23 protein-coding genes and 1 riboswitch are annotated in these 21233 nt (G+C 48.4%); of the genes, 11 read left to right on the top strand and 12 right to left on the bottom strand.

The features are described 5' to 3' along the window. Nucleotides 1-28 precede the first annotated feature (28 nt). Nucleotides 29-526 carry a ferritin gene (locus AUC31_RS02550; RefSeq protein ID WP_058381517.1) on the bottom strand — a complete coding sequence of 166 codons (498 nt, stop codon included), beginning with the start codon at nt 524-526 and terminating at the stop codon, nt 29-31. 359 nt (nt 527-885) lie between these two features. Here AUC31_RS02550 and AUC31_RS02545 point away from each other — a divergent pair, with 359 nt between their 5' ends. Then, complete coding sequence (locus AUC31_RS02545) at nt 886-1671, top strand: halocin C8 precursor-like protein (protein ID WP_058381518.1); 786 nt, start codon at nt 886-888, stop codon at nt 1669-1671. 106 nt (nt 1672-1777) lie between these two features. On the opposite strand, the gene AUC31_RS02540 is transcribed toward AUC31_RS02545, so the two are convergent. Continuing rightward, on the bottom strand, nt 1778-2026 hold the full coding sequence (locus tag AUC31_RS02540; RefSeq protein WP_058381519.1) for a PF20097 family protein: 249 nt from the start codon (nt 2024-2026) through the stop codon (nt 1778-1780). Between the two features lie 191 nt (nt 2027-2217). Beyond that, nucleotides 2218-2397: riboswitch (cobalamin riboswitch) on the top strand. A 167-nt stretch (nt 2398-2564) separates the two neighbouring features. Between AUC31_RS02540 and AUC31_RS02535 the strand changes: the two genes are divergently transcribed. The 5 genes from AUC31_RS02535 to AUC31_RS02515 all read left to right on the top strand — a co-directional run bounded on the left by AUC31_RS02535 (nt 2565) and on the right by AUC31_RS02515 (nt 5591). Then, a complete protein-coding gene (locus tag AUC31_RS02535) occupies nt 2565-3107 on the top strand; it encodes a hypothetical protein (RefSeq protein WP_058381520.1) in 543 nt (180 codons plus the stop codon). Continuing rightward, complete coding sequence (locus AUC31_RS02530) at nt 3104-4063, top strand: ABC transporter substrate-binding protein (protein ID WP_058381521.1); 960 nt, start codon at nt 3104-3106, stop codon at nt 4061-4063. Before AUC31_RS02535 ends, AUC31_RS02530 begins: the two co-directional genes overlap by 4 nt. Before the next feature lie 323 nt (nt 4064-4386). Next, the gene (locus tag AUC31_RS02525) at nt 4387-4866 is read left to right on the top strand and encodes a DUF2975 domain-containing protein (protein WP_058381522.1); all 480 of its coding nucleotides are present in this window, start codon (nt 4387-4389) and stop codon (nt 4864-4866) included. 9 nt (nt 4867-4875) lie between these two features. Continuing rightward, complete coding sequence (locus AUC31_RS02520; protein ID WP_058381523.1) at nt 4876-5085, top strand: helix-turn-helix domain-containing protein; 210 nt, start codon at nt 4876-4878, stop codon at nt 5083-5085. Nucleotides 5086-5165: 80 nt separating this feature from the next. Then, entirely contained in the window at nt 5166-5591 is a 426-nt protein-coding gene (locus AUC31_RS02515) for a hypothetical protein (protein WP_058381524.1), read from the top strand. A gap of 72 nt (nt 5592-5663) precedes the next feature. Here AUC31_RS02515 and nhaC read toward each other — a convergent pair whose 3' ends face one another. The 4 genes from nhaC to tatA (AUC31_RS02495) form a co-directional block, all read right to left on the bottom strand. Then, nucleotides 5664-7058 (bottom strand): Na+/H+ antiporter NhaC, encoded by a 1395-nt coding sequence (gene nhaC, locus AUC31_RS02510; protein ID WP_058381525.1) that lies wholly within the window; start codon nt 7056-7058, stop codon nt 5664-5666. Nucleotides 7059-7426: 368 nt separating this feature from the next. Continuing rightward, complete coding sequence (tatA, locus tag AUC31_RS02505; protein WP_058381526.1) at nt 7427-7645, bottom strand: twin-arginine translocase TatA/TatE family subunit; 219 nt, start codon at nt 7643-7645, stop codon at nt 7427-7429. A gap of 25 nt (nt 7646-7670) precedes the next feature. Continuing rightward, complete coding sequence (gene tatC / locus AUC31_RS02500) at nt 7671-8408, bottom strand: twin-arginine translocase subunit TatC (RefSeq protein WP_058381527.1); 738 nt, start codon at nt 8406-8408, stop codon at nt 7671-7673. Nucleotides 8409-8478: 70 nt separating this feature from the next. Next, a complete protein-coding gene (gene tatA / locus AUC31_RS02495; protein ID WP_058381528.1) occupies nt 8479-8676 on the bottom strand; it encodes a twin-arginine translocase TatA/TatE family subunit in 198 nt (65 codons plus the stop codon). A 227-nt stretch (nt 8677-8903) separates the two neighbouring features. Here tatA (AUC31_RS02495) and AUC31_RS02490 point away from each other — a divergent pair, with 227 nt between their 5' ends. The 4 genes from AUC31_RS02490 to AUC31_RS02475 all read left to right on the top strand — a co-directional run bounded on the left by AUC31_RS02490 (nt 8904) and on the right by AUC31_RS02475 (nt 12950). Next, nucleotides 8904-9161 (top strand): hypothetical protein, encoded by a 258-nt coding sequence (locus tag AUC31_RS02490; RefSeq protein ID WP_058381529.1) that lies wholly within the window; start codon nt 8904-8906, stop codon nt 9159-9161. Nucleotides 9162-9405: 244 nt separating this feature from the next. Next, nucleotides 9406-10164: a gluconate 2-dehydrogenase subunit 3 family protein gene (locus AUC31_RS02485; RefSeq protein ID WP_058381530.1), complete on the top strand. Its 759-nt coding sequence runs from the start codon at nt 9406-9408 to the stop codon at nt 10162-10164. Between the two features lie 21 nt (nt 10165-10185). Further along, entirely contained in the window at nt 10186-11901 is a 1716-nt protein-coding gene (locus tag AUC31_RS02480) for a GMC family oxidoreductase (RefSeq protein WP_058381531.1), read from the top strand. A 149-nt stretch (nt 11902-12050) separates the two neighbouring features. Then, nucleotides 12051-12950, top strand: a complete 900-nt coding sequence (locus AUC31_RS02475) for a LysR family transcriptional regulator (protein WP_058381532.1) — start codon at nt 12051-12053, stop codon at nt 12948-12950. 51 nt (nt 12951-13001) lie between these two features. On the opposite strand, the gene AUC31_RS02470 is transcribed toward AUC31_RS02475, so the two are convergent. From AUC31_RS02470 to AUC31_RS02460, 3 genes are all read right to left on the bottom strand, one after another. Then, on the bottom strand, nt 13002-13514 hold the full coding sequence (locus tag AUC31_RS02470) for a DinB family protein (protein ID WP_058381533.1): 513 nt from the start codon (nt 13512-13514) through the stop codon (nt 13002-13004). Nucleotides 13515-13588: 74 nt separating this feature from the next. Next, nucleotides 13589-14236, bottom strand: coding sequence for a DUF1643 domain-containing protein (locus AUC31_RS02465; RefSeq protein WP_058381534.1), 648 nt, complete (start codon nt 14234-14236; stop codon nt 13589-13591). Between the two features lie 102 nt (nt 14237-14338). Next, a complete protein-coding gene (locus tag AUC31_RS02460) occupies nt 14339-15466 on the bottom strand; it encodes an NADH-dependent flavin oxidoreductase (RefSeq protein ID WP_058381535.1) in 1128 nt (375 codons plus the stop codon). Nucleotides 15467-15623: 157 nt separating this feature from the next. Here AUC31_RS02460 and AUC31_RS02455 point away from each other — a divergent pair, with 157 nt between their 5' ends. Continuing rightward, on the top strand, nt 15624-16652 hold the full coding sequence (locus AUC31_RS02455; RefSeq protein ID WP_058381536.1) for an NADP-dependent oxidoreductase: 1029 nt from the start codon (nt 15624-15626) through the stop codon (nt 16650-16652). A gap of 408 nt (nt 16653-17060) precedes the next feature. Here AUC31_RS02455 and AUC31_RS02445 read toward each other — a convergent pair whose 3' ends face one another. Genes AUC31_RS02445 through AUC31_RS02435 form a run of 3 tightly spaced genes read right to left on the bottom strand, consistent with a single transcriptional unit; the run spans nt 17061 to nt 21101 of the window. Next, nucleotides 17061-18224 carry an iron-containing alcohol dehydrogenase gene (locus AUC31_RS02445; RefSeq protein WP_418054981.1) on the bottom strand — a complete coding sequence of 388 codons (1164 nt, stop codon included), beginning with the start codon at nt 18222-18224 and terminating at the stop codon, nt 17061-17063. Nucleotides 18225-18270: 46 nt separating this feature from the next. Next, nucleotides 18271-19692, bottom strand: coding sequence for an aldehyde dehydrogenase family protein (locus tag AUC31_RS02440; protein WP_058381539.1), 1422 nt, complete (start codon nt 19690-19692; stop codon nt 18271-18273). A 20-nt stretch (nt 19693-19712) separates the two neighbouring features. Then, nucleotides 19713-21101 carry a hypothetical protein gene (locus tag AUC31_RS02435; RefSeq protein ID WP_058381540.1) on the bottom strand — a complete coding sequence of 463 codons (1389 nt, stop codon included), beginning with the start codon at nt 21099-21101 and terminating at the stop codon, nt 19713-19715. Nucleotides 21102-21233: the final 132 nt, after the last annotated feature.

Genomic DNA, 21233 nt, shown 5'->3' with positions numbered 1-21233 from the left:
AGCCGTGTGCTGTTTGTTTTCTATCCTATTATTCTTCCAGTTTTCTTGCAGCAAACTCGTCGTCCATTTTCAGGAAATACTCGCCGCCTTCTTCGATGCCTTTTATGCGAATGATCATGTCCCGGAACATTTTTTCTTCTTCCATCTGTTCTTCAATGAACCAATCCAAAAATGAAAGCGTAGCATGTTCCTGCAGTTCATCGGCCAAGCTTACTAATTTATATATGTTTGCCGTCACTGACTTTTCCTGTGCAAGTGACGCTTCCACGACATCCAGGGCATTTGCATATTGGTTTCTCGGCTCTGTCAACGCCTGGAGTACAGGTTGTTCATCCATCGTCACCAAGTATTGATAGAATTTCATCGCGTGGACATGTTCTTCTCTTGATTGGATCAAATAGAAGTTGGCAAAGCCGTGATATCCTTTTCCTGAAAAGTATGACGCCATCGCTGTGTACGCATGTGCTGCTTGAATTTCGTTATTGAATTGAGCGTTTAACGCTTCTGTCAAATTTGTTGGTAACATATTGAACTCCTCCTCTATCTTGTTTAGCGTCATTATAGCACGTGCGTTTATTAATCAATAAATGACATACTGCTTCTGCTGCCCCTTTATCAATAATGTTGGCAAGAAAAAGGGGAGCACGTTCTCACTCGGAATGCTTTATGGCTATTTATTTTTCAAAAATATTTTTAATTTTCTAAAAATATGTTTAAAAGTCAAATAATTGGAAATTATAGTAAAGACTCATTTAAGAAGGAGGGGAGGCACATGTTTGATTCGAATTTGGAATTAGGGATTGTGTTGTTTCTGTTTATTTTCGCCTTGGTTGTTTCTTTCATGCTTGTATCACAAAAAAGAAAAAATTAGGAGGCAAGTTAACTATGTCGATTAAATCTTTTGAGAAAGTCTTCATGTTAGTAGCAGTGGCCATTCTTTTGGTTTCATCAGCATTCAGTTCTGTAGGCGCTGCTCAAGCTGAAGGCCCGATGTTTGAAAAAGGGACCTCGAATGTTAGTCAAAAGGAATTTAATCAAATCAGAAATACCTTGAAAAAAACGGATGAATACCAAGTTTATAAAAAGATCAGTAAAATCAATGCCATCTCGACTGATAACATCATCATCAACACAGTCCCAGGTCCTAAAGGCGATATCGCATATGTCGAATTTATCTTCGATGAGCTTGCCAAACAAAGCGAGAATCTTGCTTATGTGCAATTCACGTATGATGTGGCAAACCGTGATGTCATCACAGACCAAGCCCTCTTTGCTAAACAAATGGATGGCGACAACATCAATATCCAGGCAGTCTTTAACCTAGACGGAAAACAAACTGAAGTTTACAACGTAACGGTCGATAATGAAGGAGGCCTGTTGGATCAAGATGGTTTAGAAGTAAGCCATGAAGATTTTGTGGCCAATGCCGAAAAGAACATTAAAGGCGCTAGTCAAAATGCCAGTGAAAATGGCAACGAGTTTGTTGCGTATGCTTCTTTTTGTGAATATGCAGTAGGTGCTCTTTGCGGAACGGGCGGCGGTGTGGCGTGTTACGCTCTTGCTGGCGCATTAGGAATCACAACAGGCCTTGGCGGTCTTGGCCTTGCTGCGATATGTGCGCTTGTAGGAAGTGTTGGCTGCACAGCCGCTACTGATCAAATCTGCAATTAATGACTTGAATACTTCATTTATTCAAAGCAAAAAAGAGCAGCGACGTCGCTACTCTTTTTTTTTTGATAGAAAATCTAAATTGCCGTTTTTCTCAAGTGAAGAAATGTTATTGTTCTTGTTCGTTGCTTTCATAATCAATGATGACCTTGTTGCAAGATTCACACAGAAAAGCATCGACATGGTTGATGGAAAAACGGCTTTGTTCCGATAACAACACAGAACCTTTAGTCAGGCTCGGTTCAGCACTCAGTTTGGATACTTTTGGCACCCATGCGAGTCTTGTGCCACTCTGGATAAATCCTTTTTTCATTTCCGATTGGCAAAATGGACATGTCAGGCCATTGTGATTTTCCATAGTTCCCCTCCTTAAGGTTATACAAAAAATACCTACTCTCCATACTATTGTTCAATTACCCTTTTTGTTTACCAATATGCCCAACTCACAAAAGCTCTTAAGCCCCCTTCTCTCCTTTCTACTTAAGCTCCAAACAATTTCATTCCCCTCTCCTAAACTCAAAACAAAAGTGCTACACTGAAACTAAGTAAATAATCATGCAGGGAAAAGGTGCTGATTCGTCAGCGTAACAGGGAATCCGGTGAAAATCCGGAGCTGTTTCCGCAACTGTAAGTGCGTATGAAATAAGAGATGCCACTGGGGAGACCCGGGAAGGCCTTAGAGTAAATCGATGCACAAGCCAGGAGACCTACCTTTTTCTGAACGTATTTTTGCTCTTCGGAAGATAAGAGGATCTACGGCAACTTTTTCCTATGGACAGCTTTGTGCTGGATATTCGCAATCGTGCCACTCTCTTCGTTGAGAGTGGCTTTTTTTGTCTCTTTTAGAAAGCGATACGTCTGCTGATATTTACGGACACTATTTTGGAGGTGAACAGATGAAAAAAGACATGCGCTATTTGTGCTACCCATTCATGAGGGAAAGCGCTTCAACGGTCGATTTCGAGATTCGCACCGATTCCTTGACGACGCGAATCGGCGAAGCCATCGCGGTCAACGATGTCCCTCAAATCATCGATGATTTGCGCTACCTGCAGCCGATGGTCTACCACTTGAACGGCTCGGTGCGCGGGAAACTCGCCATTACCGAACAAGACCTTGCCGATCTCAGTGGCTTGTACGATCGATACGTAGCGGAAGTGAAGGAAGAAATCGACCAGTTCGTCCTGCCGCAAGGAACGCACGGTGCCTGTATTCTCCACGTATGCCGCAGCGAAGCGAAAAAGTCCGTCCGCGCCTTGCACCATGTGACGATTGAACGTGAAGTGCCGGAGCATTTGATGGACTACGCCAACCTGCTCGCCAATGTCTTTTTCGTGATGGCCGTCTACGCCAATAAACAGCATGGCGCCCGGGAAATCCCGTTCGTCAGCAAGTCCTATCCAACAAAACGCATGAAGAAAAAGGAGACTCACTCGTGAAAATCAAATCATTTCTCTTACTCAGCATTCCACTCGCTTTAACACTCGGCGCTTGCCAAGATAATACTGCCGAAGCACCGGCAACAGAAGAAACACCTGAAGAAACCTCAACTGAAACTGCAAGCGACGCACCGTACACGGTTACCGATGATCGCGGCGAAGAACTCGAATTCGAACAAGCGCCTGAAACGATCGTATCGCTCATTCCGAGCAACACCGAAATCGTCTTCGCACTCGATGCCGGAGATCAATTGGTCGGTGTTACTGACTATGACAACTACCCGGAAGCGGCGCAGGACATTGAGCGCGTCAGTGATTCCGTGGAATTCAATGCCGAGAAAATCATCCAGCTCGACCCGGATGTCGTTTTGGCTTATTCAACCGGCGAGGCACCGCCTGCCCTTTCCCAACTTGAAGATGCCGACATTCCGGTATTCGTTATCGAATCGGCCACTTCATTCGACGAAGTATACGGCGATATCGAACAAATCGCCTCTGTTCTTGCCAAGGAAGAAAAAGGTGCTGAAGTGATCGAAGGCATCCAAACGCAAATCAAAGATGTCCAAGAACGCCTTGCAGCGGTCGAAGAGCAAAAAGAAGTATACGTGGAAATCAGCCCGTCTCCAGAAATCTACACAACCGGCAAATCGACATTCATGCAGGAAATCCTTGATCACGCCCAAGTAACCAATGCCTTTGAAGATCTTGAAGGATGGCCGAGTATCTCTGAAGAAGAAGTCATCACCCGCGACCCGGAAGTCATCTTGACGACCGTATCTTACGTGGAAGATGCCGTCGGTGATATCGAAGCCCGCGACAGCTGGTCTGCCGTAGAGGCAATCGAAAACGACGAAGTGCACTTCATCGATTCCGACATCACTTCCCGCCCTGGACCCCGCATCGGTGAAGCGGTGCAGTTGGTTGCGGAAACGGTCTATCCAGAATTGATGGAATAAGTTTATTCATAAATTGCCAATCCCATTTCCCGAAATGACTAGCCTATTCATAAACTTTCAAAAGCGCAGCAGCTCAAATCGGTTGCGCTTTTTTTAATTGTTTTTAGATCCTCTAGAGCGTGGTTTCGCTAAAGAATCACCTAGCGTCTACCTGCCTCAAAAACACTATAGATGGAGAGCCAAATCAATAGAGCTTGGTTCACTAGCGCTTATCTCCTCCTCTACCTTTCATCATTGTAATATCGCTAAACGACAATTATTTATTGATAAACGATAAATAAATCGCTATACTTTAATTATTAACAAGCAAAGAGGTGTGTTTTATGAAACGGGAGACTTTGTTTTTGAAAGTGGTGCTGTTCCTCATGGCGCTGCCGGTCATCGCGTTATGCATCTTCGTGGTGCTGCCGCTTTCGAGCATCATCCAGGACGGCCCGGACCAGCTGGCATTTCTGCAGTACGTCTTTATCTTCATGCTCTACGCAACCGCGGTCGCTTATTTCCTGGCGCTGTACCAGACGTTTAAATTATTGAGTTTCATCGATGACAACACCGCCTTTTCTGTGCGCTCAGTGAAGGCGATCAAAAACATCAAGCTCTGTGCCCTTGCGATCACGGGCATCTATTTTCTCGCGATGCCGCTGTTTTACATGATCGCAGAAATCGACGATGCGCCAGGCCTCATCTTGATGGGAGCTGGCATCGGCTTTGCTGCCTTTGTCGTCGCCGTTTTTGCAGCGGTTTTGCAGAAGCTGCTGACGCACGCCATCGACATCAAATCAGAAAATGATCTTACGGTCTGAGGTGATCTAATGCCAATCATCATAAATCTCGACGTCATGCTTGCTAAGCGCAAAATGAGCATGACCGAGCTATCCGAAAAAGTCGGCGTCACCATGCCCAATTTGTCCATCCTGAAAAACGGCAAAGCGAAAGCGATCCGCTTCTCCACACTCGAAGCCATCTGCAAAGTGCTCGACTGCCAGCCTGGAGACGTATTGGAATACCGGGAGGAAGAGTAATCCAAACTTCCTTCACTTCTTGGAAACAGTAAATTTCATAGCATCTCGCTCATTCTTCGAACACAAAGGAGGAAAAGATCTTGCTGACAAAACTGGTCGCTGCATTTAATTTAGCAATGTCATTAGGCGCATTTTATATGGGCATTTCCATGCTGCCGGTTATGGGGGTGTTCGTGGAGTTCCCGCCCGAGTGGGTCGGCGTCATGCCTTTTACTAGTTGGTCCGCTTTAGCTATTTATGGAATGCTTGTCTTCGGAATCGGAAACGCTGTAGCAACGGTTTGTGGATTCACTAGGCAAGCGCGGACATGTTTCGTCGCTACTATTAGTTTAGGAATCCTGTTATCGCTAAGCGCGGCGCTGCCGATTGTATTGCTGGGTGACTGGTATTTGCCGCTCGTCTTCTTTTTCTTCCTCAGTTTCATCCAAATAGGACTCGGCTTGTACGGCGTTTTTAAAAAGTTCAGAACCGGTTCCCAGGCTAGCAAGGGCATCCTTAACCAGTAGAAATATAGAAAAAGGGCTGTCGCCAAGTCATCTTCATGATCTTGGCGACAGCCCTTTTGGCTTGCTTACTATTCACTTTACAGGAGATTTTTCAATATACGTCAAGGTTTTCCCACTCACCCCAAGCAACACCGTCAAAAGAGGCGATAGCAAGCAGAAGAATGCAAACGGCAAATACTCCAATGTCGAAACACCCAACACCGAGGCGATGAAAATCCCGCAAACACTCCACGGCACGAGCGGATTGACGACCGTCCCGGCATCTTCCATGACGCGGCTCAAGTTCTTTCCGGCCAATCCGACTTGTTTATACGGTTCCTGGAATGCCTGACCGGTCAGCAGGATCGATAAGTATTGTTCCCCGACGAGGATGTTCGTGCCGATCGCCGTCAAGGCGGATGCGACGATGACAGAAGACACTTTTTTCAGCAGGCTTTCGATTTTCGCCAGCAAACTTTGTATGATGCCGAGTTTGAATAGCAATCCGCCCATGCTGAGGGCGAGCAGCACTAAAGCGATGGTGAAGAACATGCTTTCCATGCCGCCGCGTGAAAGCAGCGCATCGATTTCGTCAATGCCGGTCGATGATTCGTAGCCGCCGAACAGGATGCCAAGCATCGACGAGGCTTGCAGGCTCTGGTGGAACAAGGAAACAACAAGCGCTACCGCTGAACTAGCAGCCAAAGTCAAAACCGCAGGTACTTTGAATACCGTCAAGGCAATTAAGACGACGAGCGGCGCCATGGCGTACCAATGGATCAACCCCGTCTCAAGCAAGCCTTCCTTGAACAAGGCGATATCTTCTGTATGGTCCAAGGTAACTGATGGCGATAGCACACCGAAGAAAATCAGCGTCAGAATAAAAGCAGGAATCGTCGTCCATCCCATGTTGCGGATGTGCTCGAAGAGATCCACGCCGACAATGGAAGCAGCCAAGTTGGTTGTATCCGATAACGGCGACATCTTGTCCCCGAAAAAAGCGCCCGAGACAATCGCGCCTGCCGTGATCGCCAGCGACAAATCCAGCGCTCCGGCGATGCCGATCAACGCCACACCTACTGTTGCCACCGTCGTCAAGGAACTGCCGATGGACAGCCCGATGATCGCCGTCACCACAAAGACCACCGCAAAGAAAAACACAGGCGTCACCAAGCTGAACCCGGCATAGATCAAGGTCGGGATCGTCCCGCTCATCATCCAGCTGCTAATGAGGATGCCGATGAAGAAGAACAAGAACACGGCGCCCATTCCTGCGCCCGCACCTTCGATCAAGCCCCGCTCCAGTTCGCGGTACGATAATTTTTTAGCCAATCCGTAGCACATCAGCAACAAGATCGCCAGTAAGATCGGCACATGCGGAGCCGCTTCAAATCCGATGATGCTGACGCTGATGATCGCGACGACCAGTGCGACGAGTGCCGCCGCTTCTTTTGTACCCGGTGATAAAATCGCTTTAATATGAAACATGTCCAGTTCCTCCTGTATTGTGAAAATAAAAAAAGAAAACCTATCATCCCTAAAAAAGGGACGAAGGTTTTCTCCGCGTTACCACCCTAGTTGATGTTCCACTCCAGAACATCCACTCAATTGACCGTTGAAATTACAGATGGCGTAATTCATCCCGATTGCTGCCTGGACTTCCACCCTCCGTCCAGTCTCTTTGTGCTGCGCGCAATGAGCCTACTCATTCATCATTCAACATATTCGTCGTTACTTTTTGCAATTGCTTTAAATCTTAGCATCTCCCCCAAATAAGTCAAGAACGAATTCTTCACCGGAAAAAAGCACGCTCTCCTGCTTAATGGCTTTGCAGGGAGCGTGCTTTGGGGTCAAGTTTAGTTTTTCTTGTCGTCATTTCTTTTTGCTTCTTGACCGCTTGCATCATTCATCTTGAATTCTTCTGAGACCTCATCAATGACGCCTTTTGTCGAACTTTTAAATTCCTTCAAAGTCTGCCCTGCCGCTTTTCCTAGCTGTGGCAGTTTGGCTGGACCGAAGACGATCAAGGCAATGATCAAGATCAAAACCAATCCTGGGATTCCTATATTCGGCATGCTGGTCCTCCCCCTTTCGCTGGCGTCATGCTTTCTGTTCCAATTTGTTTTTCGCCGAGCGCTTCATCGTGATGGCTGAAATGATGATGCTGATTTCAAATAGCGCAAACAGCGGCACAATGATCAGCACATCCGATAGAAAGTCAGGCGGTGAAATCAACACCCCGACCACCACCAAAACGAAGTAAGCGATTTTGCGCATTTTCCGCAGCGATTGCGGCGTGACGATGCCAAGCTTCGTCAAAAACATAACGATAAGCGGCATCTCGAAGACCAGTCCGACCGGAATGACCAAATTGAATAGGAAGGTGAAATATTGGCTCATCCCATAGGTTTCCGTAGCCCCGATCGACTGATTGATATCCGACATGAAGTTCAGCATCATCGGGAACATGATGAAATAGCTGAAGCTCACCCCGAGCAGAAACAATAAGAACGATGCCGGGATATAAACATAGGTCCCTTTTTCCTCCGTCTCCGATAAAGCAGGTTTGACGAATAGCCAGGTTTGATGCAGCGCCACCGGCAATGTCAACAACACCGCCAAGACCAATGCACATTTAAAATAAATCATGATGCCATCGGTAAAGCCGAAAACGTTCCAATCGACATTCACCGCTGTCGGCTGCAACTTGATGAAATTCAAGATGTGCGCAGCGCTCGCAAATCCTGCGGCGAGTGATGCGATAAACGCCAGCACGGTGATGATCAGCCGTTTCCTAAGATCCGTTAAATGTTCGATAAGCGTGAATTCCTGTTCCATTTCCTGTACCACCTAGTAAAGACGAAGCAAAAGCATTGAACGGCCCGCTCTAAAGCTCAAGCTTTCGGCTTCAGTCCTTTTTCGTTTCTTTTGTATCATTGGTTTTGTCAGTCGCATCGTCATCGCTCATCAATTCTTTCGTTGAGCTTTTGAACTCTTTCAAGGTTTCTCCGACAGCCCGCCCAAGTTGCGGAAGCTTCGCCGGCCCAAAAACGATCAACGCGATCACTAAAATCAAAATCAGTCCTGGGACTCCGATATTCGGCATTTTCTCTCCTCCTGTCTGTAGTTCTTGCCTGCCATCGTGCTTGTATGTGCACGCATCTTTTGCTGTTCAGCCTATATGGAAGGTTCTCCAATTTTGGCTGCCGGCTAAAGGCTGCGTGAAAAAATATAGATTGACTCGGCTTTCCAAAAGTCATTATACTCTTAATTAATGATTTGTAAATCATATATTTACGGTTATCAATAATTTTGTAGGCAGGTGAAATAAACATGACGAAATACAATGATGAGGAATTGAGAATGATCAATCAAGTCCTTCTCGGCATCTTCATCGCACTGGACTTCAGTTATTTCCTCTCCCTCTTCTATAGCCCCTTTCCTTGGTTTGCACTAGCTGGAACTGGACTAGGACTGGCAATGATCGTGTTCTTTTGGAGCGGAACGAAATACTGGCTGTTCATTTTTGCTTTATTATTCAGCACTGCCTTGTTTTCATTAAGCAATAATTTCCACGCTATCTTTTCTTGATGGCAGCGCCGCTCTTTTTCGGAGCGGTCTTTTTTATTCATCAATATAACCATTAGGTTATGTAAATATGTGAAAACAAGTATTATTTTTTTCGTGTCCCTAAGCGTATAATCATTCATTGTGCAAGTTTTACGACTGTATAAACCGGCTTCTGAAGGCGGGATTTTTCTCTCATCACCCCGTGCTTTCTAGAGCCGGCAGTTTCTCATTGATGCTCATTCAACACGATACAGGAGGTTTTACCATGGCAGAAGACGCTAAATCCCCGGCGAAAAAAGGATCGACACGGCGCGAGTTTCTGAGGAATTCGGGACTCACGGTAGGCGGTGTCGTATTGGGCGGCGCGCTCGGCAGCCTGCTCGGCGGCAAAGAACAAGTCGCTACACACGATGTCGCCCCTGCCCCGCAGCTGACGGTCAACCCGGCAGAAGCGCTTCAATTCTTCACTCCCGATCAATACCGATTGACCCAAGCCGCAGCCGAACGCATTTATCCGAAAGACGATCACGGCCCCGGCGCGATGGAATTGAACGCGGCCATCTACATAGACCATCAGCTCGCAAGCCCGTGGGGAATCAATTCCAAAGAATACATGGCTGCGCCTTTCTTTGAAGCCGAAGAAACACAAGGCAGCCAAATCCGCATCCTGCGCAAAGATTTATTCCTTCTTGGCTTGAAAGCACTCGATGCCTATAGCCAGAAACAATACGATAATCCATTCATCGACCTCGAACCGGAACAGCAGGATCAGGTCTTGACGGATTTCAGCGACGGCAAGGTACCGGATATTTCAGGCGTCAAATCGCCGCTGTTCTTCAGCTTGCTGCGCACCTTGACGATCGAAGGCGTCTATGCCGACCCGTTATATGGCGGCAATAAAAATATGGAGGGCTGGGCGATGCGTAAATACCCAGGCTCCCGCATGGCGTACGTCAAAGAAATTCAACAGGACGAATTTGTGGAATTGCCGCCTCAAGGCTTGAACAGCCATATGGGGCATTGAGGAAAGAAAGGATGAATGAACATGGCTACAAAATTGCCTAAAGTACCCGTCGTCGTTGTCGGCATGGGCTGGGCTGGCGGGATTGTCTCGGCAGAATTGACAAAAGCCGGTATCCCGGTCGTCGGCCTCGAACGCGGGAAAGACCGCAAGACGAGCGATTATTTGATGGCGCACGACGAGCTGCGCTATCAGCACCGCGAAGAATTGATGCAGGATCTATCGAAAGAAACGATCACGCATCGCAATAACGAAAAGATGCGTGCCTTGCCGATGCGTGATTACGGCACCTTCATCGTCGGCGACGGCGTGGGCGGCGCCGGGTCGCATTGGAACGGCCAAACTTACCGCTTCTTGCCGTATGACTTCGAAATCAAATCGATGACCGATGAAAAATATGGCCCCGGCAAACTCGGCGCAGATTACCCGATCCAGGATTGGGGACTGACTTATGATGAGATGGAGCCGTATTACGATACGTTCGAAAAGATGGCGGGGATTTCCGGTGAGACAGTCGAATCCTACGGCAAACGCTCAAATCCTTATCCGACCGGCCCGATGCTTAAAACGCCCATCATGAAAATGTTTGAAGAAGCGACGAAAAATCTCGGCTATACACCATACGTCTTGCCGTCCGCCAATTTATCGGAAGCGTACGAAAACCCGGATGGCATTTCACGCGGCGCCTGCCAGTACTGCGCGTTTTGCGAGAACTTCGGCTGTGAGTACGGCGCGAAAGCAGACCCTGCCGTGACCGTCATCCCCGTCGCCAAAGATACCGGGCAATTGGATTTACGCACCCATTCCAATGTCACCGAAATCTTGAACGACGGGACAAAAGCGACCGGCGTCCTCTACATCGACATGATCACCGGCGAAGAATTTGAACAGCCAGCAGAAGTTGTCGTTGTGACCAGCTACGTCTTCAATAACGTCCGCTTGTTGTTGAACTCAGGCCTCGGCAAACCGTATGACTCGAAATCCAACACTGGCGTGATCGGTAAAAACTATGCTTATCAAGTCAGCTCGGCTTCTTCGATGATGTTTTTCGAAGACCAGGAATTCAATTTATACGGCGGCGCCGGTGCTTTGGGAATCGAAATCCCGGAATACGTAGGCGACAATTTCGACCATTCAGACTTGAAGTTCATCCACGGTGCAGGCATCCGCGTCACGCAGTATGGCAACCGGCCGATTGCCAATAATGTCGTTCCAAAAGGCACGCCAGCATGGGGCGCGGAGTTCAAGAGCCAATCGATCAAATACAGCAATAGCTTCTTCCCGGTCAAATCGCAAGGTGCCAGCATGCCTTACCGCTACAATTACCTGGATTTGGATCCGACCTATAAAGATGCTTACGGCAAACCTTTGCTACGCATGACCTTTGATTACACAGAACACGACCGTGAACTAGTGAAGTATATTTCGCAAAAAACGCATGAAATTGCAGAAGAAATCGGTGCGGATATCATTGATACAAACGACACCCAAAACGATTTCAACGTCAATAAAGACACCAATACGCACAATACAGGCGGCGTCATCATGGGGACAGACCCTGAAACCTCTGCCGTTAATACGTATTTGCAGATGTGGGACGCTGACAACGTCTTCGTCGTTGGCGCTTCCGCTTTCCCGCACAATAGCTCCTTCAACCCGACCGGAACGCTCGGCGCGCTTTCCTACCGTGCATCGGAAGGCATCCAGCGCTACTTGGATGAAGGCGGCTCACTCGTATAAGCTTGGACCGTGGTTCTTCGGAACTACGGTTTTTTTGGTTTACACGCTTCCATCAAACGCTTCGGCTTTCTTGAATCGATTTGCGGAATGGCTTCGGGGTAGGCTAAACTGACAGATAGAACACGCCTCCAGCGAAAGGAGCCCGCCCCATGGATTTATTGCAAATGCGCTATTTCCAGGAAGTAGCCAAGCACCAGCATTTAACGAAAGCTGCACAAGCTTTGAACGTTTCACAACCCGCCCTCAGCAAAACCATTTCCAAGCTCGAACAGCGCCTGGGCTATAAACTATTCAACCGCTCCGGCCGGAAAATCCAATTGAACCCGCTTGGCGAGGCCTATTTACAAGTCGTCGATAATGTTTTTCGGGAAATCCAAAAAGGCGAAAAGGAATTGGCGTTTTTGGCGGAAAAGCAAAACAATCTCGTCTCTGTCGCCGTGACCATCCCAACCATCTTGCCTGAACTGCTCGCCGGGTTTCTAGATGTCTATCCGAATGCGCGCTTCCGCCAATACCAGGCATTTGCGGAGCGTTTGAAAAACCAACTTGAAAGCGGCGAAATCGATGTCGCCATTTCCACCTTTCCGATTGAAGGAGAAGATTTGGAATGGCGCCCGATCATCGAAGAAGAAATTTTTCTCGCCGTCCCGTCCAGCCATCCACTTGCCGATCGCGAAGACATCGCATTGATCGAAGTAAAAAATGATCCTTTTATCGTCATGCCCCCGGGCTACGGGTTCCGGGACATGACCGAGCAATTTTGCGGAGAAGCCGGTTTCTATCCTGACTTCGCGTTTGAAGGAGATGAAACGGGTGTCACGTATGAGCTGGTCTCCAAAGGGCTCGGCGTCGCTTTCAGCCCGTCCCTCATCCGAAGCAAGCGCCTTTCGACTCTGCCAGTGAAAGAATTGAGAATCTCTCAGCCCGTCTGTACACGCACCGTCGGATTGGTGTGGCATAAAGACCGTCATCAAACCGACGCCGTCCAGGAATTCATCCGCTATGCCACTGGCTTTTTAGAACAGGTAAAAGCACAAGCATCGTCATGACGGACGCATAAAAAAAGCTCAAGGCGTCGTGTGCCTTGAGCTTTTTTGGTGTCATGATTTAAGCATCCGCTTGAGAATCCGGATCTGCCCCCGGTGGCTTGTTTCATCTTCCACAACATGAAACCAGAGATAATACTTATTGTAGATAACTCCGTTAAAGTACTGCCCTTCTTCGTACAACCAGCTATCGTCGACACTTTCCAATAGCGATAGCGTACGGTCCCGGACCTTTTTAAATTCATCCAGGTAATAATCAAGTGAATGGCCGCGAATTTCATTTCTTGCCCTGTCCCCCAGTTCAAGCGGGACAATCCATTGCTCCAGTTCTCGCTCCGTCAAGTCACGGTTTTCGAATGCGATGACCTGGTAGACAAATTCAATCGCCGCCACGTGCATCAATAGCGCCCCGATCGAATTCGAATGTCCGTCAGCCAAATAATCAAGCTCTTCCGTCGACAAACCTTCCACATCCGCCAATGTAACCGCGCGCGTATACTCGAGCATCGAGACAAGTTCACCGACTTTCGGCGAGAATCCTGTTTGCTCTTTGATCCGGTAGTCCATCCTGCCGCCCCCTTTTATATAGAACAGACATTAATAATAGCATAGGGATTTTTCAAGTAATGAACTTATTCCAATTATTGAAGCAAGACATCCATCTTATCTAACCAGATAACCCGGTCCGCAACCGTCGCGGGTTTCGGGTGGCGCGGGAAACCATTATCAGCTGCCACCCATGCTTTCGCATGTGCATACGACTTTTCTGGGCTGCCCTCTTGGAACAAGCCGAACTGTGCAGCGAGCCTTTTGGCGACAGTCGACGAGCCCCAGGCAAAAATGAGATGATCTGCGGACGCCAGTAAAGCTTGACGCTCTTGCGCATTATCTTCTTGAAATAGCGAGTGGGACATTCCCATTCTATTGAACTGGTTTTCAATGATGTTGAAGTTCCCGATGTTCCCTTCGCAAATATCCGATAAATTGATGAGCGTGACCAAATTCCATTCTTGCCGCTCCATCAAATTCATCAACTGGTATTGCGTCGGATTCGGTTTGGTGGGGATCCACTGCGCGTCCTGCGGGCTCTTTAAAGTTTCGCCAGCTTGCGCACAATTGGATGGGTTGATCATGACGATCACCGCATCTGCTCGAGTGGTAAAAACGCCATTTCGCCTGATGCGTGCTTCACGGCGCATGAGAATCTTTTCGTTCTCTATTTCGACATGATAAAACTTTGCCTCGACCGAAAAGATTTGCTTCAAGTGTTCAGCTGGAATCAGCGACACGTAATCACTCCTTATGATTATTAGTAGTACCAGTCTATCAAAGACATTTTCGTTGTACAAAAAAGCTCCCAGGCCATATCCGGCATGGGAGCTTGCTGTTCTTTATACTTTCGCGTCAACTTTGACCATGCCGTAAGACGTGATGGCGTTCCACATCGTTTCCGGGATGTCGAGTTTGCCGACCAGTTCTTGCGGGATAGTTTCGTTGATGTCTGCTTCGTTTCCTTGCTTCACTTTCTCGGTCCATTCCGGATCGACCAGTGCTTGGCGGCCCATGACGACGATGTCCGCACCTTCTTCAAGCGCAGCTACCACATGTTCAGGCTGGGTGACGCCGCCGACTACAACAAATGCGACGCGGCCATCGATTTGTTTCGACAGGATTTGAACGATGCTGTCCCCATCTTCCATGCCGCGCGGCGCTTTTTTGAACTCCATCAGCGATACGTGGATATAATGGATGCCGCCTTCGATCAAACGCTCGACTAATTGTTGCGTTTCTTTGATCGTGTAGCCAACGGAATCGGCATTGTTTTCTTCCGGTGACAAACGGTAGCCGATGATGAAGCTGTCGTCTGCATGTTTCGCAGCCACTTGTTTCACTTCATCCAAGACCGCCAAACCGAATTTCAAGCGGTTCTCTAAGCTGCCGCCCCACTCGTCTTCACGCTGGTTGTAAGTAGCTGAGACGAATTGCTGGATTAAATACGTGTTGGCGCCGTGGATTTCCACACCGTCAAATCCGGCTTCGATCGCACGGCGAGTCGTTTCACCGAAATCGCGGATGATGTCGATGATTTCTTCTCCCGTCAACGCGCGCGGTGTCGGCTTGTCCGCAGATTCCGCGATGGCGCTCGGTGCGACCGTTTCGCCCGCTCGGATCAAATCCGGCTGGCCTTGGCGACCGCCGTGCTGCATTTGCAGGATGGCTTTGCTGCCTTGTGATTTCATTTCAGTCGCGAGTTGCTTTAAGCGCGGCATGACGTCGTCTTTAAATGCGACGAATTGATTTGGGAAGGCGATGCCGTTTTCGGAAACTGCGATGCAGGCAGAGACGAACAGGCTGCCGAGTCCTGCACGGCGCTGGTAATACGAAAGTTCGCCATCTGAGACAGTGCCGTCTGGATTTCCTGAATAGGTCGTCATTGGTGCGACGCCTAAACGGTCAGATAGGACAACGCCGTTTGGCAACGTGATTTCTTCGAATAATGGTTTATAGTGCGGGTTCATTTAATTACCTCTTCCCTTGAATTAAAGTTAGTTATATTAAAATATCATAGCCTTAGGACAACTACAACAATACGAGCTTGGCGAGCTGGAAATTTTACTTCCTTTCTTTGGGAGTGGTACGCTCTTCTATGCAAACTTATTCCAAGGAGGAATTCATATGACACCAAACACATACAAAGAAATCCAATTGGCGAACCGCCCAGAAGGCACGCCGACTGACAGCGACTTTAATTTTGTCGAAAAAAATATCCCGACAATCGGTACGGATGAATTATTGCTGAAAACTTTATACCTTTCCGTTGACCCGTATATGCGCGGACGCATGAAAGACCAGAAATCCTATGTGGCACCGTTCGAATTGAACAAAGCCATTACCGGCGGCGTGCTGGCTGAAGTCATCGAGTCGAATTCCGATGATTTTAAACAAGGCGATATCGTCACTGGCACATTGGACTGGGCACAGTATAATGTCGCGGATGCGAAATCAGTGCAGAAGGTTGATCCATCCATTGCACCGATTACGACTCGTCTCGGGATACTCGGCTTGACTGGCCTCACAGCCTACTTCGGCCTGCTCGATATCGGCAAGCCGCAACAAGGCGAAACGGTGGTCGTCTCAGGCGCAGCAGGAGCTGTCGGTTCAGTCGTCGGGCAGATCGCCAAATTGAAAGGCGCACACGTCGTCGGCATCGCCGGTTCACAGGATAAGATCGACTACCTGATCAACGAACTTGGATTCGATGAAGCCGTAAACTATAAAGACGATAACTTCAAAGAAGCATTCAAAAAAACCGTCCCGAACGGCGTTGACGTCTATTTTGATAATGTCGGCGGCGAGGTATCGGACGCGGTCATTTTTGAAATCAACCGCAACGCACGCGTCGTGTTGTGCGGCGCCATCTCTGCTTACAACAACCCAGAAGGAGATATCGGCCCGCGCATTCAGTGGAAATTCATCACGACGAGCTCGATGATGAAAGGCTTCACGCTCGGCGATTACGCGCATGATTTCAAAACAGGCGCACAAGATCTCGGCAAATGGCTGCAAGAAGGCAAACTGAAATACGAAGAAACGATTGTAGAAGGCTTCGAGAAAACACCGGAAGCATTCCTTGGTCTATTCGAAGGCAGCAACCTCGGCAAGCAATTGGTGAAAGTCGCTGACCCTGAGTTCGCTAAACTGTAAATCTCACTTTCTTCTATAGAAACACAAAAGCTGAAGCGGGAACCTGAATGGGTTCCTGCTTCAGCTTTTTATGTTTCGTTCCAGCCGGACGTTTTCGGGCCCACAGGATGTGGGTCATGCAGCTGGCGCGACAGGACGTCGCGCTGCCAGCTGCCAGGGCACAGTCGCTGACGCTAAAAACCTCCTGCTCAACTCTCACAAAGTTCGAGCTTCGCAAACGAATGACTTCGTTCATTCGCTTGCAGGATCTTCGGCTCGTGTCGCTCCTTCGCTTCGCTGCGTCACTGTTCCCGCAGGAGTCGCCGGCTTCCACTTCACTGATATAAGCAGAGATTCATATCTCATACTTGAAGAATTCTTTTGTACTACGAACCCTTCTTTTCAAGTAAAGGTTCCAAACTTTTCATATCATACCGTTTTCTTTTCAGCGACTTCTCCTGAATAGGCGGCATGGTAGATTGCGTAAATATCTTCTCTCTCAAGCGGCATCGGGCTTCTCGCCAAGATTCTTGTTTGCTTGATGCCATCGTCCGCCAAGCTGTCCAAGGCGTCTTCCCCAATATCGAAGCCTTTCAGCGACACGGGAATATTCACGTCGGCGACGAGTTTTTTCAACTCCTCGACGCATGTATAGGAAGCTTGTTGGTCATCCATTTGTGTGACGTCGACACCCATCGCTTCGACAATGTCCTTCATTCTCTTCTCACAGCTCGGGCGGATATAGCCCATGACATACGGAAGCAAAACAGCATTGGATTCACCGTGCGAGATATGGAACTGACCGCCAAGCGGATACGCCAAGGCGTGTACACCGGCAACGCCAGCGTTGAAAAAGGCCAATCCTGCCAAATAACTGCCGTAGCTCATATTCGTGCGCGCTTCTTTGTTTTCCCCGTCTTCTACTGCCGTGCGGATCGACCCGCTGATCAAGCGGATCGCCTGCAACGCCAGGCCATCTGTTACCGGGTTGGCGTTTTTCGACACATACGCCTCCACCGCATGCGTCAACGCGTCGATGCCTGTTGCAGCTGTCACTTTCGGCGGCAAGGAAACCGTCAATTCCGGGTCGACAATCGCCACGTCCGGCAATAAATAATCATGAGTGACTACGTCTTTTGAGGATTCCAGCGACAATACGGCAATATTGGTCACTTCGGAACCCGTTCCAGACGTCGTCGGAATCAATATTTTCGGGATGCCTTTATCCGTCAAGGAACGCTTGCCCGTCAAGTTCAAATAGTCGGCCACTTTCCCTTCATGGGTCGCCAGGACACCTGCTAATTTTGCCAGGTCCAAGGCACTGCCGCCGCCCAGGCCGATGACTAAATCGAATTTATTTTCTTTCGTATAAGCAACCAATTTTTCACCGACTTCAAGCGGCGGCTCCGGCACGACTTCTGTGTAGATGCTCGTCTTCCACCCTTTTGCTTCGAGCGGTTCGACGATTTTTTGCGTCATCCCGAGCTCTTCCAGAAATGGGTCGGTGACGATGAGGATATTGCTCGCGTTCAGGCGTTCCGCTTCGCTCGTTAATTGCTCCAATGCCCCCCAGCCGGTATAGCTGATCGGCATGAATGTGATTTTGCTCGACACATCATCCACTCCTTTTTATAGTTCTTTATGATTGATTCCAGATGACCAACTTCATTTCAGTCATTTCTTCAATTGCGTATTTAAGTCCTTCTTTCCCGTTGCCGCTTTCTTTCACACCGCCATAAGGCATCTGGTCGACACGGAATGTCGGAATATCGTTGATCAATACGCCGCCGACCTGCAGCTTTTTCGATGCGTGGAAAGCTGTCTTGATATCATTCGTAAAAATCCCGGCTTGAAGTCCGAAATCCGAGTTGTTGATTTCGTTAATGCCTTGCTCAACCGATTGGATGGCGTTGACGATGACGACTGGCGCAAACACTTCCTGGCACGACACTTTTGAATCTGTTGCGACATTCGACAGGATAGTCGGTTGGAACACTTCATCTTCAACTGTCCCTCCAGCGATTAGCGTGGCCCCTTCATCAACCGATTCCTTGACCCACTGCACAGCCCGCTCTTGCTCTTGTTTGGAAATCATCGCTGAAAGATCGGTCTTCGCATCCAGTGGATCTCCGATCACCAATTGACTGGCCGCCGTTTTGAAACGGGACAAAAACTCATCCACTAAGCTGTCCATAATGTAAATCCGCTGCAAGGAGATGCACACTTGCCCTTGGTTCGAAAAGGCACCGGCAATCGCCTTCTCCACAACCACGTCCAAGTCGACTCCTTCATCGACGATCATCCCTGCATTTGACCCCAGTTCCAAGGCAACTTTCTTCAGTCCTGCCTTGTCCCGGATGCCTTTGCCGACAGCCGGGCTACCTGTAAAGGTCACCATTTTCACTTGGTCGCTCTCGACCAATACATCGCCGACTGTTCTGCCGCTGCCCGTGACCAAGTTGAACGCGCCCTTCGGCAAATCGGTCTGATCGAGAAGTTCAGCCAGGAAAAATGCCGAAAGCGGAGTTTGGGACGCCGGCTTCAACACGACCGTATTGCCGGCTGCTATCGCCGGCCCGACTTTATGGGCGACCAGATTCTGCGGAAAGTTGAACGGCGTAATCGCTACCACGACGCCCAAAGGTTCGCGCATCGTATAGGCTAAGCGATTGCTGCCGCCTTTTGCTGCGTCCATCGGGATCATTTCCCCAGACAGCCGTTTCGCTTCTTCAGCCGCGAATTTATACGTTTCAATTGTCCGCTCAATTTCCCCTAAGGCAAATTTCAAAGGTTTGGCGGATTCTTGGGCGATGATTTTCGCTGCTTGCTCTTTATGTTCAATGAACAGCGCAACCAATTGCTCAAGGATCGCCGCACGCTCATAGGCAGTCAATGCTTCCATGGCCTCCTGTGCATTAGACGCAGCTTCGATGGCTGCCTCCACATCGGATACGGAAGCTTTCGGAATTTCACCGATTTTTTCATTGGAGTACGGAGAGAACAACTCTGCATAGTCTTTCGTTTCTTGCCATTGACCGCTTACATAAAGTTTCTTTTTCATACATGACATCCTTTCATCTCTTAAACGTTTTCATTCGCTTCTGGCGCCAGGTCTTTCGTGAATGTCTCATCCGATTCGTTCTTGAAGAAGTCTTTGCCGTAAATCAATAAGCACAATGCGATACCGACTGGGAATGCCCATGCCGCGCCTTTGATGACCAATACGGCCCCAATGATGCCAGCAATTCCCAAATCGCTTTGGCTTCTGGCTTCCAAGATACCGACTTTTACGCTGACATACCCTTGGATCAAAAGCGTCAAGGCGAGCGCAATTCCGAGAATCGGCTCAACCAAGCTGACGATTGGCAATAACAATAAGCCGGTATTCGTTCCCCAACGGAAGGAACCTGCGCCCCCGATGAAAGAATCCATCGCTTTTCTGCCATCTTTATAACGCTGAACGACGACGACTTGCATGGCTGCCCATAATGGACCTGCCATTGTGACGTCTGGTCCGAGTACGCTCATTGCTGAGTTTCTTGCGCCAAAAATCAAGTGCGCACGATTCGGGTTGTAGTCGAGCTTTTCGTCTGGACGCGATAAATCTGCCTCTTTTACCAAGGCTTTCGTCTGCAATACATCGCCGAACAGGACGATATAAGCGGCTAGTACGGTTGGAATGCCAGTGACAAACAGCATTAGTGGCGGGAAGCCCAAACCGAACATTGTATAGTTTGTCCATAAGCCCATAAAGTCAGGCGAGATGAGTCCCCACTCGATCGTCGGCCATGGCGCTTCGCCAAACAGCGGCGCAATGACGATGGCTATAATGATAATCGGGAAAATCCCGAGCTTCCCGACCAGCCCCCAAATCGGATGCGTCGTTTTGAGTTTGTTGAAATGCTTTGAAAACAGTAAATAGAAACCGATTCCGACAGCGATTGAAATCGTCCATGGGAAAGTTTCAAACCGCCCGCCTACTTCGAAAATCGACACGACGGCGGCAAACCCGGCACCGAGAATGATTCCGGCCCTGATGGCAGAAGGAATACTGGATACCACTTTAGCCGCTAAACCGGTTGAACCGAGAAGAATCGCCAAGACCCCTAAAGTCATCTGAAAAGCGATTAATGCGTGCACCCTCTCTGTCCCTTCTGGAAATTGCATGCAATACAACATGATCAGCGGAATCGCTGGTGTAATCCATCCCGGTACGGCTGGATCCCCAAGTAAATGGTGCAACAAATAAAAAACTCCGTTTAGCAATACAATCGCCAAAGCGACTTCAAATGGCATGCCGAGCAGTTCAATCAATAATGGAATTGCTGCTAAATCAACTGCACACATTAACAAGCCTTGCACATAATCCGGCCATTCAAATCGGTAATGAATAAAAGGCAAGCGAATTTTAAACGGCCCAGCTGGAATAAATGGTGATTCTTCTCCATACTCACGCTCTTTCCACTTCATATACATCCCCCTGTTTCTGATTGATATTAATACCCCTTTGATACCAGGATGGATTTTTACTCATCCTGCCATGAAAATGAAAGCGCCATCATTAATTAACTAGAAAAAAATGGTTACGTAACCATTTTTGCG

Source organism: Planococcus rifietoensis (genome assembly GCF_001465795.2).
Lineage (GTDB): Bacteria > Bacillota > Bacilli > Bacillales_A > Planococcaceae > Planococcus > Planococcus rifietoensis.
The sequence above is the reverse complement of the archived record's forward strand: the minus strand, read 5'-3'. Positions and strand labels throughout refer to the sequence as shown.